This window comes from Pseudooctadecabacter sp., assembly GCF_020627745.1.
GTDB lineage: Bacteria > Pseudomonadota > Alphaproteobacteria > Rhodobacterales > Rhodobacteraceae > Octadecabacter.
Window position 1 is genome coordinate 1 of sequence record NZ_JAHDGE010000004.1, and the last position, 16,933, is coordinate 16,933.

The 16,933-nt window shown below is 60.5% G+C and carries 12 protein-coding genes; 4 read left to right on the forward strand and 8 right to left on the reverse strand.

The annotated features are described in order from the left end of the window. The 5 genes from QZ653_RS02710 to QZ653_RS02730 form a co-directional block, all read right to left on the reverse strand. A partial coding sequence (locus QZ653_RS02710; protein WP_296417440.1) for an ABC transporter ATP-binding protein occupies positions 1 to 598 on the reverse strand: 598 nt, incomplete at its 3' end. A gap of 24 nt (positions 599 to 622) precedes the next feature. After that, positions 623 to 2,278 (reverse strand): alpha-amylase family glycosyl hydrolase, encoded by a 1,656-nt coding sequence (locus QZ653_RS02715; RefSeq protein ID WP_412765985.1) that lies wholly within the window; start codon positions 2,276 to 2,278, stop codon positions 623 to 625. A gap of 15 nt (positions 2,279 to 2,293) precedes the next feature. Then, positions 2,294 to 3,445 (reverse strand): carbohydrate ABC transporter permease, encoded by a 1,152-nt coding sequence (locus tag QZ653_RS02720; protein WP_296417441.1) that lies wholly within the window; start codon positions 3,443 to 3,445, stop codon positions 2,294 to 2,296. Then, positions 3,445 to 4,452 carry a carbohydrate ABC transporter permease gene (locus tag QZ653_RS02725; protein ID WP_296417442.1) on the reverse strand — a complete coding sequence of 336 codons (1,008 nt, stop codon included), beginning with the start codon at positions 4,450 to 4,452 and terminating at the stop codon, positions 3,445 to 3,447. Before QZ653_RS02725 ends, QZ653_RS02720 begins: the two co-directional genes overlap by 1 nt. Before the next feature lie 178 nt (positions 4,453 to 4,630). Beyond that, the gene (locus QZ653_RS02730) at positions 4,631 to 5,989 is read right to left on the reverse strand and encodes an ABC transporter substrate-binding protein (RefSeq protein WP_296417443.1); all 1,359 of its coding nucleotides are present in this window, start codon (positions 5,987 to 5,989) and stop codon (positions 4,631 to 4,633) included. Positions 5,990 to 6,233: 244 nt separating this feature from the next. On the opposite strand from QZ653_RS02730, the gene QZ653_RS02735 reads away from it, so the two are divergent. Genes QZ653_RS02735 through QZ653_RS02745 form a run of 3 tightly spaced genes read left to right on the forward strand, consistent with a single transcriptional unit; the run spans position 6,234 to position 9,613 of the window. Further along, the gene (locus QZ653_RS02735) at positions 6,234 to 7,286 is read left to right on the forward strand and encodes a LacI family DNA-binding transcriptional regulator (RefSeq protein WP_296417445.1); all 1,053 of its coding nucleotides are present in this window, start codon (positions 6,234 to 6,236) and stop codon (positions 7,284 to 7,286) included. A 13-nt stretch (positions 7,287 to 7,299) separates the two neighbouring features. Beyond that, positions 7,300 to 8,619 (forward strand): GH1 family beta-glucosidase, encoded by a 1,320-nt coding sequence (locus tag QZ653_RS02740; protein WP_296417446.1) that lies wholly within the window; start codon positions 7,300 to 7,302, stop codon positions 8,617 to 8,619. 13 nt (positions 8,620 to 8,632) lie between these two features. Then, positions 8,633 to 9,613, forward strand: coding sequence for a glucokinase (locus QZ653_RS02745; protein WP_296417447.1), 981 nt, complete (start codon positions 8,633 to 8,635; stop codon positions 9,611 to 9,613). Positions 9,614 to 9,626: 13 nt separating this feature from the next. Here the strand turns inward: QZ653_RS02745 and QZ653_RS02750 are convergent, their stop codons facing one another. From QZ653_RS02750 to guaB, 3 genes are all read right to left on the reverse strand, one after another. Next, on the reverse strand, positions 9,627 to 11,819 hold the full coding sequence (locus QZ653_RS02750) for an ATP-binding protein (protein ID WP_296417600.1): 2,193 nt from the start codon (positions 11,817 to 11,819) through the stop codon (positions 9,627 to 9,629). A gap of 257 nt (positions 11,820 to 12,076) precedes the next feature. Continuing rightward, complete coding sequence (locus tag QZ653_RS02755) at positions 12,077 to 13,237, reverse strand: RsmB/NOP family class I SAM-dependent RNA methyltransferase (protein WP_296417448.1); 1,161 nt, start codon at positions 13,235 to 13,237, stop codon at positions 12,077 to 12,079. Then, positions 13,237 to 14,685: an IMP dehydrogenase gene (guaB, locus tag QZ653_RS02760; RefSeq protein ID WP_296417449.1), complete on the reverse strand. Its 1,449-nt coding sequence runs from the start codon at positions 14,683 to 14,685 to the stop codon at positions 13,237 to 13,239. The genes QZ653_RS02755 and guaB overlap by 1 nt, the downstream gene beginning before the upstream one ends. A gap of 201 nt (positions 14,686 to 14,886) precedes the next feature. On the opposite strand from guaB, the gene QZ653_RS02765 reads away from it, so the two are divergent. Further along, positions 14,887 to 16,932: an ASKHA domain-containing protein gene (locus tag QZ653_RS02765; RefSeq protein WP_296417450.1), complete on the forward strand. Its 2,046-nt coding sequence runs from the start codon at positions 14,887 to 14,889 to the stop codon at positions 16,930 to 16,932. Position 16,933 lies beyond the last annotated feature (1 nt).

Consider the following 16,933-nt stretch of genomic DNA (forward strand, 5'->3'; position numbering starts at 1 on the left):
TCGCCTCGACCTGATCGTGGGTCACGTAGATCATGGTGCTGTCGGGCATGGATTCCTTAAGTTGGGCAATCTCGATCCGGGTGGCGACGCGCAGGGCGGCATCCAGGTTGGACAGCGGTTCGTCAAACAAATAAACCTTTGGGTCCCGCACGATGGACCGGCCGATGGCGACCCGCTGGCGTTGACCGCCTGACAGCGCCTTGGGCAGACGATCCAGATATTCCTCAAGCTGCAGGATCTTGGCCGCTTTCTCGATCGCGGCGTCAATCTCGGCCTTTGGTTTCTTGGCGAGCTTCATGGCAAACGACATGTTATCGCGCACGGTCATATGCGGATAAAGCGCGTAGGACTGGAACACCATGGCAATGCCGCGTTGTGCGGGTGGGACGTTGTTGACCACCTGCCCGTCGATCTGCAGCTCACCGCCGGTGATGCTTTCCAGACCGGCAATCATCCGCAGCAACGTGGATTTGCCACAGCCCGAGGGGCCAACAAAAACGATCAATTCGCCCTGTTTGATGTCCAGATTGATGTCTTTGAGCACTTCAACCGTGCCACCATATGTCTTTGCGACATCTGTAAGTTTTAGATCAGCCATCGTTCGCTCCCTGTATTCTTTGTCCTAGACCGCCGCCGCAAAAAACGGCTGCCATGGTCCAAGGTGCAGTTTTCCGTCGCCCGAAACGTCGGCCGATCCCAGTTCTTGCCCGATCACGCGCCAGTCGCCTTTGGGCGCGTCAAAGGTTGAGGGTGTCTCACTCATGTTGAAGGCGCAAAAGATCGTCTCGCCGTCGTGCATGCGCGTGAAATAGACAACATCGCCGTCGTGCTTCACCCCGTCATGATCACCCTTGGCCAAGGCTTTGTGGGCCTGACGGAAGGCAATCGCGCGGCGGTAGTGGTGGATCAGCGCGCCGGGGTCGTCTTCCTGTTCGGCCACGGCCATGTGCACATGTTCGTGGCTGACCGGCAGCCAGGTGCGCGGGGCCTCAGAAAAGCCGCCGTTCAGGTTGTCACGTTCCCAGACCATCGGCGTGCGGCACCCATCGCGGCCTTTGAACTTGGGCCAGAACTGAATGCCATACGGGTCCTGCAGGTCCTCAAAGGCGACGTCAGCTTCGGGCAGGCCCAGTTCTTCGCCCTGATAAATACAGGCCGATCCGCGCAGGCACATCATCAAGGATACAAAGGCGCGCAGGGCCGCTGGCGTCAGATCCCAACGGGTCGCATGGCGCACCACGTCGTGATTGGAATAGGCCCAGCAGGCCCAGCCATCGGCGGCGTTGTCGTCCACCCGTTTCATGACATCTGCGATAGATTTCGCCGTCGGCTGCGCGCCGGACAGAAATTCAAACGCATAACACATCTGCATCAGATCATCGCCGGCGGTGTATTCGCCCATGATCTCAAGCCCGCGTTGCGCGTCCCCCACCTCCCCCACGGCGGCGGCGTTGAAGGGCTCCATCACCGCGCGCAGCTTGCGCAGGAACTCCAGGTTTTCCGGCTGGTTCTTGGAATAAAGGTGTTCTTGGTGGTTATAGGGGTTCACCGACGGCGCGATGGTGCTGTTGCGCTTTTCCGGCGGCAGGGCCGGATTGTCGCGCAATTCGCGGTCGTGCATGTAGAAATTGATCGTATCCAGACGGAAACCGTCAACGCCCCGGTGCAACCAGAACCGCGCCACGTCCAGCAACGCTTCTTGCACCGCAGGTTCCCAGAAGTTCAGATCGGGCTGGGAGATCAGGAAGTTGTGCAGGTAGTATTGTTCGCGTTCGCCGTGCCACTGCCATGCCGATCCACCAAAGATCGACAGCCAGTTGTTGGGCGGCGTGCCGTCGGGCTTTGCGTCCGCCCAGACATACCAATCGGCCTTGTCGTTGGTTTTGTCGGCCTTGCTGGCCTGAAACCACGGGTGCTGATCAGATGTGTGCGACAACACCAGATCAATCATCACCTTCACACCCAAGGCATGTGCGGTTGAGATCACGGCGTCGAAATCCGACAGGGTGCCGAACATCGGGTCCACGTCGCAGTAGTCGCTGACGTCGTATCCGAAATCCTTCATCGGTGACGTGAAGAATGGCGAAATCCAGATCGCATCCACGCCAAGCGATGCGATATAGGGCAGCCGCTGGACGATGCCGCCCAGATCGCCGATCCCGTCGCCGTTGCTGTCTTGGTAGCTGCGCGGATAGATCTGATAGATCACCGCCCCGCGCCACCAATCCTTGTCCTTTTCGAAGGCCTCGGATGTGGCCATTGTCTCCATCTTGGTCATATCCAAGAGACCTTTCTACTTCACAGAGCCGGCCAACAGGCCGCGCACCAGATATCGTTGCATCATAAAGAAAACGGCCAGCGGCACCGCGATCGACACAAAGGCCGAAGTCGCGAGGATTTCCCAGTCGCCGCCCCGTGTGCCCAGCAGTTCAACAATCTGCTTGGTCATCACGGTGGTGTTGCCCGAACTGTCAATCAGGAACACCAGCGCCACCAGAAGGTCATTCCATGTCCACAAGAACTGGAAAATCGCAAAGGACGCCAGCGCCGGAAAGGACAGCGGCAGGATGATCTTGGTGAAAATCTGGAATTCCGTCGCGCCATCGACGCGGGCGTTTTCAATGATGTCGCGCGGCAATCCGACCATGTAATTTCGCAAAAGGTATATGGCCAACGGCAATCCAAAGCCGGTATGCGCCAGCCACACCCCCAGGTAGCCCTTGCCGATACCCACAGCATTGTGCAGTGACAACAGCGGGATCAGCGCAAGTTGCAAAGGCACAACCAAAAGGCCCACGACCGTCGCAATCAGCAAGGCGCGCCCCGGAAAATCCATCCATGCCAAGGCGTAGGCCGCAAAGGCCGCGATCAGAATCGGGATGACAGTCGCGGGGATGACCACCGTCAGCGTGTTGAAGAACGCCTTGGCCATGCCTTCGGAATTGTCTTCGTCAAACAGCACGAAACCGTAGTTATTCGTGGTAAACTCCGGCGGCACGGTGGCTGTCAGGAATATCCGTTGCCCGCGACCGGACATCTGGTCTTCGTCACCCTGCCAGACATAGGCGCCGCCTTCGGACAAAGTCAGCGTTTCACCGTCACCCAGATCGGCCGTTTCGCCCACCTGATAGGCATCCAGCGCGCGGGACGATGTGCCCCAGCTGTCAATGCCAAGGACATCACCGCCCTCAAACACGTTGCCTTCGACCACGAACACCCCGGCGGAGGTTTCAATCCGGTTGTCATCAGGGTCGGCGGCGCGGAATTGCAACGTTTGCTCTGCGGGGAACATGGACGACCACCAGCCCGATGCGGTGATCTGATCACCCGTGCGGAAGGACGACACAAACAGCCCCAACGTGGGGAAAATCCACAGCAGAACCAGCAGAACGACTGAGATGTTCAGCGCCCAAACGACGAGAGGCTTTTGACCGGGCGTTTCCATTATTTCATCTCCTGACGGGCGTTGTAGACGTTCCAGACAAGGATCGGCGTCACGAGCAACATGATGATCATGGCCGCAGCCGACCCCATGCCCCAGTCATTGGCGCGGAACAATTTGTCGTACATGTAATTGGCCAGCACCTGCGTTTCCCATTGGCCGTTGGTCATGGCAAAGACGATGTCGAAGACCTTCAGCGTGGCGATGGTGATTGTCGTCCAGACCACCACGATCGTGCCCATGATCTGCGGGATTTTGATCTTGAAGAAAATCTGGAACGGGTTGGCCCCGTCCACGATCGCGGCCTCAATGGTTTCTTCGGGAATGCCACGCAGGGCCGCCGACAGGATCACCATGGCGAAACCGGTTTGAATCCAGATCAGCACGATCATCAGGAAAAAGTTGTTCCAGAACGGAATGGTCAGCCATTGCTGAGGCTCATCCCCGCCAAACAGCAAGAACAGATGGTTCAGAATGCCGATCTGCGCCACGTCTTCGGGACGGGCTTCATAGACCAGTTTGAAGATCACGGCGGCCCCGACGAATGAAATTGCCATGGGCATGAAGATGATCGACTTGGCAATGCTGCCCCATTTCAAACGGTCCGTCAGCTGGGCCACCAGCAGGCCAAGCGCTGTTGATGCCGCAGGCACCACGACCAGCCACAACACGTTGTTGCGCATGGCCTCACCGAATTTGGGTTCTGCGAACATTTTGGTGTAGTTTTCAAACCCGACAAACGTGCGCACTCCGCCCGCGCCGCGTTCCTGAAACGACAGGATAAGGGTCGCGACCACCGGATAGGCCAGATAGAGACCAAGCGCCAACAGCGCGGGCATCAGGAACAGCCATGGACGGATGATATTGGCGCGGTTGATGTTGCGGCCTGCGTTCGGGCCTTTGGCCGGGAACAGAACCTTGTCGAGAAACAGGTTCGATCCGTAAAAGTAGCCGACGCAGCCGCCGACACCCACGATAATGGTAATGACCCCTAACAGTGCAGGATGCATTGGTCCCCTCCCCCTATGCGGCCCCTCCTCCCAGAGACGCCATGGCTGATGCGGTCAATTCCGCCGGTCGTCTGTCGTAAAATCTGACTAAAAGTCTGTCCGGGCGTCCCGTCCCGGTGAAGATGTGGATGGCGCAACCTGCGCTGCGCCATCCGTTAGGTCTTGGGCGAAAATTGCCTTACTTGATCGCGTCCCAGCTGTCCTGGATTGCGTTGGCAGTGTCTTCGGCAGACGCGCCGCCGACGTAATCGACCATGCCGGTCCAGAACGTGCCTGCACCGATGGCGCCTGGCATCAGGTCGGACCCGTCAAAGCGGAAGGTCGTTGCATTCTGCAGGATTTCGCCCTGACCGCGCAGCGTTGCGTCCTTGTAGGCGTCCAGGTTCACGCCGGTGTGCGGTGTGAGGAAGCCGGACTGCGCCATCATCATCTCATGGGAAATCGGCTGCTGCAGATATTCCATGAATGCGAATGTCGCGTCCGAGGCATCGGTGACGGCCATCAATGTACCACCGCCCAGAACAGGATTGCCGAGGTCTTTTTCAGCGAAGGACGGGAAGTAGAAGAAGTCTGCATCTTCACCGATCACCACATCCTCGGGCATGAAGGCCGGGATGAAGGATGCCTGCTTGTGCATGAAGCACTGTGCGGGCGACGTGAACAGACCTGCTGGGCTGTCACGGAAGTCGGTCGAGCCAACGGCACCTGCACCGCCTGCAACCATGTCATCGTTCTTGGCGAACATGCCGAAGGTTTCGATGGCTTCGATCACTTTGGGATCGTTGAAGGGCAGTTCGTTGGACACCCAAGCATCGTAGTCGGCTGCGGTCTGTGTGCGCAGCATGATGTCCTCGACCCAGTCGGTCGCAGGCCAGCCTGTCGCAGGACCGGACCCCAGACCAATACACCAAGGTGTGTCACCGTTCGCGATCATCTCTTCGGACAATGCGATCAGGTCTTCCATGGTTTCCGGCACTTCGTAACCGGCATCCTCGAAGTTTTCCGGCACATACCAGACGAGGGATTTGACGTTCACGTTATAAAAGAAGCCGTAGAACTGGTCTGCGCCATCGGCATCCGCATATGTGCCCAGATCAACCCAGGACGAACCGGCGGCATAGTTGGCGTCGACCCAGGATGCGGCCTCGTCACCCAGCGGTGTCAGCAGGCCTTGCGATGCCAACGTCGCGGCCAGACCGGGCTGTGGGAACACGGCGATGTTCGGGGGCGAGCCTGCTTCGGCGTCAATCACGATCTGCTGCTCGAAGCCGTCAGACCCGGTGTAGGTCACATCCGCGCCGGTGGCGTCTTCGAAATAGGCGATCATGTTGCCAAGGTATTCGTCCTCGGGGCTCAGCCATGGGCCGAAGATTGTGACGGTCTCACCGCTCAGATCAGGCGCGCTTTCGGCCCAGGCGTTGTATTCGTCCCAGCTGAACGGGCCTTCGCCAGCCGGAAACATCAGATGTCCGTCGGCCTGCGCCATGCCAGCCGTCAGGGCAATCGCCGCCACGCCTGCATACAAAGATTTAGTCATAAGTTCCTCCCAGTCGGGGCATAGCACCCCATCAATCTGTCGTTTATTTTCCCCGCGCCACTTTTCCAAAGCGCTTTGGGTAACGCAACAGTGATGCAAAGTCCGACCCGTGTCAATCGCATACTCTCGACAGGGAAAATGCTGCAGCTGCACAATAAAATAACGTTATTTGGTTGCAATTTGTCGCACCCGAGGACAGTAATCATACGACCATTGGATTTTCAAAGCGGTTTGAAGACGGGAAATGAACCTTAAGGAACTCTCCAAGATTCTGGGCTTGTCCCAGACCACCGTCAGCCGCGCGCTGAACGGCTATCCGGAGGTTAAGGAAGCCACCCGCAAGACCGTTCTGGCCGCCGCCGCGGCCCACAACTACAGCCCCAACACACGTGCCAAAAGCCTGGCCACAGGTCGTTCAAACGCCATCGGACACGTGATTCCCATGGCCAACAGCCATGAAATGGTGAACCCGATCTTTGGCGATTTCATCGCCGGCGCGGGGGAAGTGTATTCGCGTAACAACTACGAAATGGTGCTGTCTATTGTTGAGGACGGGCGCGAGGAAGACATCTACCGTGCGCTCAAGACGCGCGGCACCGTGGACGGTGTCATCCTGCACGGACCCAAGATGAACGATGCGCGAATCGCTCTGCTGCATGAAATTGGCCTGCCGTTTGTTGTTCATGGTCGCGCCTCCGGTATCGACATGCCCTACAGCTGGCTTGATGTGAACAACCGCAGCGCCTTTCGCCGCGCCACCGATTTCCTGATGGACCTCGGTCATCGCCGCATTGCGCTTTTGAACGGGCTCGAGACGATGGATTTCGCACACCGGCGCAGGCGCGGTTACGAAGATGCGCTTGGCGCGCGCGGTCTGTCCGCCGATCCCGAAATCATGCGGTCCGAAGAAATGACCGAGACCTTCGGCTATAGCGCCACCTGCGACATGCTCGCCCTGCCCTGTCCGCCCACGGCCTTTCTGGTGTCGTCCATCATTTCCGCATTGGGCGTGCGACGTGCGATTGAGGATCAGGGGCTGCGCATGGGCCGCGACGTGTCGATTGTGACCCATGACGACAGCCTGTCCTACCTCACCAATGGTGCGGACGTCCCTATTTTCACAGCCACCCGGTCGTCCGTGCGCGATGCCGGTCGCGCCCTGTCCAGAATGCTGATCGACCAGATCAGCGATCCTGCCCTCGCGCCGCAACACCAGCTGCTTGAGGTGGAACTGACCGTGGGGCGGTCCACCGGACCGGCCCCGACCACAAACCCAGTCGCGGCACAGACCGCCTGACCAAAGGACCATCATGGATTTCAATCGCTCCGATTTTCCCGAAGGATTTACCTTCGGCGCTGCAACCTCCGCCTATCAGATCGAAGGCCACGGGACGGGCGGCGCAGGCTCGACCCACTGGGATACCTTCGCGGCCACGCCCGGCAATGTCGTCCGGCAGGAACATGGCCAACTGGCTTGCGACCACTACAACCGCTACGAAGAAGACTTCGATTTGATGCAGGCGGCAGGCTTTGACGCCTACCGGTTTTCCACGTCGTGGGCGCGGGTGATGCCGGACGGGCGCACGCCCAATCCCGAGGGTCTGGATTTCTATGACCGTCTGGTGGACGCCATGCTGGAACGGGGGCTGGCGCCCTATGCCACACTGTACCACTGGGAATTGCCGTCCCCCTTGGCCGATGAGGGCGGCTGGCGCAGCCCGGACATGCACAACTGGTTCGGCGATTACACCGCCTGCATCATGGGCCGCATCGGGGACAGGATGGCCGCTGTCGCCCCGATAAACGAGCCTTGGTGCGTGGGCTGGCTGTCGCATTTTCTGGGCCACCACGCGCCCGGCCTGCGCGACATTCGTGCCACCGCGCGCGCCATGCACCATGTCCTCAAGGCCCATGGCACCGCGATCCAGACCATGCGCGGTCTGGGGCTGAAAAACCTCGGTGGTGTGTTCAATTTTGAATGGGCCGAACCGGTTGACGACAGCGACGCCGCGCGTCGTGCCGCGGATCTTTATGACGGCTATTACAATCGTTTCTTTTTGGATGGCATCTACAAGGGACGTTACCCCGATGCGGTGATGGAAGGCTTCGCGCCACATCTGCCGGACGGCTGGCAGGACGACTTTGCCATCATCCAGCAACCCCTCGACTGGGTCGGCCTGAATTACTACACCCGCAAGATCATCGCGCCGAACGCGGACGCCTGGCCCGGCCACGAAGAGGCCCCCGGCCCCCTGCCCAAAACCCAGATGGGCTGGGAAATCTATCCAGACGGTCTGTATAAATTTCTCACCCGCACGGCACAGGAATATACCGGCGACACGCCGCTGTTCATCACCGAAAACGGCATGGCCAATGCGGATGTCATCCGCAATGGCATCGTCGATGATCCCGAACGCGCGGCCTACGTGGGCGCGCATCTGGCAGCGGTTCAACGGGCAATTGGCGATGGCGCGCCGGTGGCGGGTTATTTCTTGTGGTCGCTTCTGGACAATTACGAATGGGCCTTGGGCTATGAAAAACGGTTCGGCCTGATCCATGTGGATTTCGACACCTTGAAACGCACACCCAAAGCCTCTTATCACGCGTTGACCGCTGCCCTCGCACGCTAAAACCGGAGCCTTCATGACCCATCCCGCAAATACCCTCACCCTTGTGGCAGATATCGGCGGCACCAACACGCGCTGCGCTTTGGCAAACGGGCGGGAGGTTCTGCCGGAAACCGTGCGACGCTATTCCAATGCCGACTACTCCGGCCTGGAAATTGTCTTGCGCCAGTATCTGTCGGACGAAGGCGACGTCGATCCGATCGCCGCCTGTGTGGCCGTGGCAGGCCCCGTGCGTGACGGGGCCGCGACGATGACCAATCTGGACTGGCAGATCGACCGCGAAACGCTGGCGCGCGCAACCAGGGCCGAAACGGTGGCGATCCTGAATGACCTGCAAGCGCAGGGGCACGCCATCGGCGATCTGAAGGACGGGTCGATCCGTCAGATTATCGCGGGCCCTGAAACGCCACCCAGCCCGCAGGCCGTGCGTCTGGTGGTTGGCGTGGGGACTGGCTTTAACGCAGCCCCCGTCTTCGAAACCGATGGCGGGCGATTTGTGCCGCCGTCGGAAAGCGGACATGCCAACCTGCCCATTCGCAACGATCAGGAATTGCGGCTGTGTCAGTTTGTGTCCACCGCCCACGGGTTTCCTGCGGTCGAGGATGTCTTGTCCGGGCGCGGTCTGGAACGGGTTTATGCGTTTCTGGGGCAGGAAGCGGGCGATCCGAAATCCATGCCCAGCAAGTCCATTATGGACGCCTGTACCCAAGGCAGTGACGCCCGCGCGGTCGAGGCCGCATCGTTGTTTGCCCGCATTCTGGGCACGGTCTGCGGCAACCTGTCTTTGATCCAGCTGCCCTTTGGCGGTGTCTATCTGGTGGGCGGGGTCAGTCAGGCGTTTGGCCCCCACCTGTTAAGTTTCGGCTTCGCCGAAGCCTTCCGCGACAAGGGCCGTTTTGCAGGGTTCATGTCCAACTTCGCGGTGTCGGTCATCGAGGATGATTATGCGGCCCTGATCGGATCGGCCGCCCATATCGACACATTGATGAAACGGTAACCCGCCCGCGTCCCTAATGCAGCTGGCTGTGGACGGTTGACGTCAGTTCGTTGAGGGAGAACGGTTTGGGCAAAAAGACCGAATTCGGGATGCTCTTTTGCTCCTCTCCGAAGGCTTCTTCGGCGTAGCCCGACACAAAGACAACTTTGGTTTCGGGACGTTGAACCAATGCTTCGCGCACCCAAGTGGGGCCGTCCTTGCCCGGCATGATGACGTCCGTCAAAAAAAGATCAACGTCGAGATCAGGGTCGTTGAGCATATCCAACGCAGCCTCGGCGCAATCCGCCTCCAGCACGGTGAACCCGCGCAGGCGTAATGCCCGCGATGCAAAGGCGCGCACCGGCGCTTCGTCCTCGACCAGAAGGACAACGCCGTCCCCCTTGGTCGGGACAACCGGATCGGCCACGACAGCAGGTTCTTCGATGGTGAGCGGTGCATCATGCGCCGGGATCAGAATGGTAAAGGACGTCCCCACACCGATGGTCGAGTCCACAAAAATATACCCGCCGGTCTGCTTGATGATGCCATATGCCGTGGACAGGCCCAGACCGGTTCCGTCACCTGTCTTCTTGGTGGTCCAGAACGGTTCGAACACCTTGGACCGTTTGTCTTCGGGAATACCGGTGCCGGTGTCATGGACCCGCAGCGCAACATAGGCGCCGGGTGGCACGGTGACACGGTCGCGGGACAATCCGTCGGACAATGTCACATTTTCGGTTTCGATACGGATATTGCCGCCCTCGGTCATCGCGTCGCGCGCGTTGACCACCAGATTCATCAGCACCTGTTCCAATTGCCGTTTGTCAGCTCGGATCGGGCTCAGGCCGGGATCATGGTCCAGTGTCAGCGTGATCCTTTCGCCCACCAGACGGTTCAGCAAATGGGTGCTGTCGGACAAGGTGTTGCGCAGATCCAGAACTTCGGGCTGCAGGTTCTGTTTGCGTGAATAGGCCAGCAACTGCCCGACCAGAGCAGCGGCACGGTTCGCGTTCTGGTGGATCTGCACCAGATCGGCGTAGTCCCCGTCACCCTGATCGTGGCGCAACAGCAAAAGATCGCAGTGGCCCGAAATCGCCGTTAGAAGATTGTTGAAATCATGGGCCACACCGCCCGCAAGCTGGCCAATCGCCTGCATTTTCTGGCTTTGTACAAACTGCATTTGCAGGTTCTTGAATTCGGTCACATCGTTCAGCACGGCGATGATATGCGGGTTTTCCGCCTCGCCGGCCGGGTTCAGGGACACCTGCACGTGGATTTCACGGGTGTCATGGACCGCTTCCAGAAACTGCGACGTCGTGGCCCCCTTGCCTTCCACCGCTTCCCCCAGCCAGTCCACCAGCGGACGACCCAGCCCTGTCAGCACATCAGACAGCCGGCTGCCCGGTTTCAACCGGTTGTCGAGAAGCGCGCGCGCCTCGTGGTTGGAGGCAATAACCTCCCCCTCGGGGGCGATTTTCAACAGCGGCACCGGCAGTTCTTCAATGGTGTCCCAATCGGTGCTGCTGATCGTCCCCTCGGTCATGCTGTCGCCGGGAAGCAAATAAATCTCGCGACGTCCGCCATGGCTGGGCACCTCGGCCACCAGACTGTCTATCGGCCCGGTCTCAGTCAGGACCTGATGAACCTGACCGGATACGATCGGCAGTTGTGAAAACACGCCCGACAGATTTTTAGCACGTCCGCCCAACAGCCGCCGGAACGCCTCGTTCATATAAAGGACAGTGCCGGTCGGCCCCGCAGTCAGCATCGGCAGGCTGAGCGCATCAGCCGCCCGTGCGCCGCCGCCGCGGTCCGACAGATCCTCAAGTCGCCACAAGAACGTCTCTTCATCCACCGCGTTCACCGACAGACGCACGTGGCCCTTGCGGGTGACGATATCCTCACGGGCGCTGCCGAGCGCCTGCGCCTTGCTTTGCAGCCGGTACAGAACGGCCCCCGGATTGGCGAACAGATCGGTAAAGGCCTGTCCTAGCGTGGCCGTTGTCTTTTCGCGAAACTTGTCGGAGGCTGCATCATTCTTGAATGTAATGTCCCCGTCAAAATTTGTGAGAAAACAAGGGGATGCATCGTTATCGACCATTGAAATTAACGCGTCGGTCGCCACCCCGCGCCGCCGCAGCTTTGCCAACCGCACAAGGGTCGCCACGGTCGCGAAGATCACCGCGACCGAGCCAAATCCCAACAGCGCCAAAGACACTTCGGCCATGGGCACCACGAACGATCCTGCCAACGCTGCCGCCCCGATCACCCCGACCCCAAAGGGCAGCACATGGGCACCTGCGCGCGATGATGCAGGCCGGGGTGTCACCCGATCCGGCCGTAATTGCGATTGGTCCATCTGTTCCGTCACGCGCTTAATCCCCAATGATTCCTAAGCGTCAAAGAACCCCAAAAAGGTTTATCACCGCTTAAGCATGGTCAGATACTAGGACTTATCCGAAAAAATTCAACCATTGGTTGTTGTTAGCGCTTGCGCAGATGTGCCCAGAAGAACCCGTCGCCGTCAGAATGCGGCGCAATCTGACACATATCGGTCTGATCGAAACCGCCCTGTTCGGTCAAAAAAGCCGCGACCCGGTCCTCGTTCTCGGCGCGAAAAACAGAACAGGTGGCATAGATCATCATGCCCCCCGGTTTCACCTGCGCCGCACCGGCGCGCAAAACCTCGTCCTGCGTCCGGGTCAGGGTTTCCAGACGATCCGGCGTCAAGGCCCACTTGGCCTCGGGCGTGCGGCGCCAGGTGCCGCTTCCCGAACAGGGCGCATCACAAAAAACACCGTCGAAGGGTGCCGCGCCCCTCAATGCCACCCCATCTGTCTGGGCAATCGTGACCCCTGCGCGGGCAGCCCTGCTGGGCAAATCGCGCATCCTGAGCGGGTCAATATCGTGTGCCGTGACATCTGCCCCATGATCCGCCAGCGCCAGCGCCTTGCCACCGCCGCCAGCACAATAATCCAGCCAGCGCGAACCCGCGCCGATGTCTGCCGCAGCAATCGCTGCTTGTGACGAGGCGTCCTGAACCTCGACCCATCCTTGAGCAAGGGCCCCGCTTTGCGCCACACGCCTTTCATTGTTCAAAACCCGAAGGGCCGTCGCAACCCCGTCCACCGCCGTCGCATCAATATCATCATGGGCCAGAGAGGCGAGGGCCTCCGGCACGGAGCAGCGGCGGGTGTTCACCCGCAAGAACACCCCCGCACGCGATTGTAATGTGGTCAGGACGTCATCAGCCTGTGTTCCGAAACGATCCTCAAACAACGGCAGCATCCAGTCGGGGCAATCGAGCCGTGTGGCCCTGTCTGCCTGCGCCAGCGGGCGCATGGCCTCGTCGTCGGTCACGGGTGGCGGGGCGTGTCCCTCACCGGTGAAAACCGCATTTGCCAGACCGGCTGAACGCATGGCCCCCAGCATGATGCCGCGCCCTGTGTCCGCCCCGCCCAACCACGCATAGGACGCCCGACATCGCAGCGCCTGAAACACATGATCGCGGATCGCCGCGCGGTCCTTGGACCCCGCAAAACGGTGTGCACGCCCCCAACCGGTCAGCGCCTTTTCGGCGGTCTGGCCAGAAAGGATATCGTCCAACACCTCGATCGCGGCGGCGACGCGCGCGGCGGGGGTCATCACATAATCCGGTAGTTGGGGCTTTCGCGCGTGATCTGCACGTCATGGACGTGGCTTTCCTTCAGCCCCGCGCCGGTGATCTTGACGAATTTGCAGTTGGACCGCATTTCGGCCACCGTGGCGTTGCCGGTGTATCCCATGGCCGCGCGCAGACCGCCCACCAACTGGTGCACAACCGCGCCGGCAGACCCTTTGTAGGGCACCTGCCCCTCAATCCCTTCGGGCACCAGTTTGTCCGACGCCGCATCTTTCTGGAAATACCGGTCCGCAGACCCGCGTGCCATGGCGCCAAGGCTGCCCATCCCACGGTAGGATTTGAACGACCGGCCCTGATAGAGGATCACCTCACCGGGGCTTTCGTCCGTCCCCGCGATCATTGAACCCACCATGGCACAGGACGCCCCTGCCGCGATCGCCTTGGCGAAATCGCCGGAAAACTTGATGCCGCCGTCCGCGATCACTGGCACGTCGCCTGCGGCCGCCGCGCAATCGGAAATCGCGGTCAGCTGGGGCACGCCCACGCCTGCCACCATACGTGTGGTGCAGATGGACCCCGGCCCGATGCCGACCTTTACGGCATCAGCGCCTGCATCAATCAAGGCGCGTGTGGCCTCACCGGTGGCCACGTTGCCTGCGATGATCTGCACCTCGTTGGACAGGTTTTTGGCGCGGCGCACGGCCTCCATCACGCCCTCGGAATGACCGTGAGCGGTGTCGATCACGACGATATCCACGCCCGCGTCCACCAGTGCCTCGGTTCTTTCAAACCCTGCATCGCCCACGGATGTGGCCGCAGCAACCCGCAACCGGCCAAGTCCGTCTTTGCAGGCCGTAGGGTTCAACACGGCCTGTTCGGTGTCCTTCAACGTCAGCAAACCGGTCAGTTTGCCGTCCGCGTCCGTCACCAGCAGCTTTTCGATCCGGCGCGATTTCATCAGCGAAATCGCCTCCTGACGGTCGGCAGGTTCGCGCAGGATGGCCAGATCGTTGCTGGTCATCATGGTGCTGACCGGCTGGTCATCCGATGTCGCAAACCGCATGTCGCGGTTGGTGACAATGCCCACCACGCGGCCCGACCCGTCGACCACGGGGAAACCGGTAAAGTTGTAGCGCTCAATCAGCGCCTTGGCATCGGCCAGCGTCTGGTCGGCGGTCAGGGTGACAGGGTTATAGACGATCCCGCTTTCGAACCGTTTGACGCGGCGCACTTCGCGGGCCTGCTCATCGACGCTCAGGTTCTTGTGAATGACCCCCATGCCACCGGCCTGCGCCATGGCAATGGCCATCCGCCCTTCGGTGACAGTGTCCATGGCCGACGACAACAACGGGATATTCAGATCAATGGCGCGCGTGACTTTCGTGCGCGTGTCCGCCGTGCTTGGCAGGACGCTCGATGCTCCCGGAACCAGCAATACGTCATCAAATGTGAGGGCCTCGCGAATCTCCATCGGTCTCTCCTGAGCATGGCGTCGTTAGGCATGGTCCTTTCGCACGGATGCCGCTTTGGGGAAAGGGCTTTCTGGCCCTGCGGCCTGCCTGTCCGCCTCCCAAACGCGCCTCATGACGTTCCTGAACAAAAAGACGGCGCAAGGTGGCTGCCTTCGGCGGGCACAAGGGCTAACCTGATGGCACGCGCAGAAGGAAATTCCATGTCCAACGATCCCCTTGTCGTCTTTACGCCCTCCGGCAAACGGGGGCATTTTCCGGTGGGCACGCCGGTGCTGACCGCCGCGCGGCAGTTGGGGGTGGATCTGGATTCCGTTTGTGGCGGGCGCGGCATTTGTTCCAAATGCCAGATCACGCCCAGCTATGGTGAATTCCCGAAACACGGGGTCACGGCCCGCGACGGCGCGCTGTCCGACTGGAACAGTGTCGAACAACGCTACGACGACAAACGCGGTCTTGCCAAAGGCCGGCGTCTGGGCTGTCAGGCAACGGTGCAGGGCGACATCGTCATCGACGTGCCCCCCGAAAGCCAGGTGCACCGTCAGGTGGTGCGCAAGGCCGCCAGCACCCGGCCCATGGTCATGGACCCCGCTGTGCGCCCTTATTATGTCGAGGTGGCGGAACCGGACATGCACACGCCGACCGGCGATCTGGAACGTCTGGCCGAGGCGCTTCGCGATCAATGGGGGATTGAAAAGATAACGGCCGGCATATCGGTTTTGCGCCGGTTGCAGCACATGCTGCGCAAGGGCAAATGGACCTGCACCGTGGTGCTGCACCGCAACCACGACGAAGACACGCACCGCATTCTTGGTATCGCACCGGGCTATTACGAGCGTCCGATCTACGGCGTGGCGATCGACCTTGGGTCCACCACCATCGCCGCCCACCTGACCGATCTGCGCACCGGCGAAGTGGCGGCGTCGTCCGGCATCATGAACCCCCAGATCCGGTTCGGTGAGGATCTGATGTCGCGCGTCAGCTATTCCATGATGAACCCCGGCGGCGCGGTCGAGATGACAGACGCCGTCCGCACAGCCATCAACGCGCTGATCGGCACCCTGACCGCCGAAGCCGGCATTGTCCCGCAGCAGATCATGGAAGCCGTGTTTGTCTGCAATCCGGTGATGCACCATTTGTTGCTGGGAATTGATCCGGTGGAATTGGGTCAGGCGCCCTTTGCACTGGCCACCTCGAAATCAATCTCGTTGCACGTGGCCGACCTCGACATCAATTCCATGAATGACGCAGGCCGCGTGTTCATCCTGCCATGCATTGCAGGTCATGTGGGCGCGGATGCCGCCGCCGTCGCCCTGTCCGAGGCTCCGGGCGAACAGGAGGAGCTGACATTGGTCGTCGACGTGGGCACCAATGCGGAAATCCTTCTGGGCAACCGCGAAAAGGTGCTGGCCTGTTCCTCACCCACCGGTCCTGCGTTTGAGGGCGCGCAAATCTCAAGCGGGCAGCGCGCCGCACCCGGTGCGATCGAACGCATCACCATTGACCCTGTCACCAAAGAGCCGCGTTTTCAGGTCATCGGCTGCGGGCTGTGGTCCGATGAAGACGGGTTCGAGGCCGCGATTGCCACCACCGGCGTCACCGGCATCTGCGGGTCGGGCATCATCGAAGCTGTGGCCGAAATGCGCATGGCGGGCCTGCTGGACCCCAAGGGCCTGATCGGGTCGCCCGCACAGACCGGCACGGCGCGCTGCATCCTTGAGGGGCGCACGCATTCCTATGTCATTTATGATGGCACCGCCGACGGCGGCCCGTTGGTCACTGTCACCCAAGGCGACATCCGCGCGATCCAGCTTGCGAAATCGGCCCTTTATGCAGGTGCAAGGTTGCTGATGGACGAAATGGGCACGGACACCGTGGACCGCGTGGTGCTGGCCGGGGCTTTCGGCGCGCATATCTCGCCTAAACACGCGATGGTGCTGGGGATGATCCCCGATGTGCCTCTGGACAAGGTGACCTCGGCGGGGAATGCCGCGGGCACCGGTGCGCGCATGGCATTGTGTTCCAATGCGGCACGCACCTCGATTGAAAAAACCGTTCGCGAAATCACGAAGGTCGAAACCGCGATCGAGCCAAAGTTTCAGGACCACTTCGTCAACGCCAATGCGATCCCGCACGCGACGGACCCGTTTACCACCCTGCGCAGCAACACCCCCCTGCCCGACGTCAGCTTTAACACACAAGGCAGCGGCGAAGATGGCGGACGTCGCAGACGGCGGCGCGCGGGGTAAG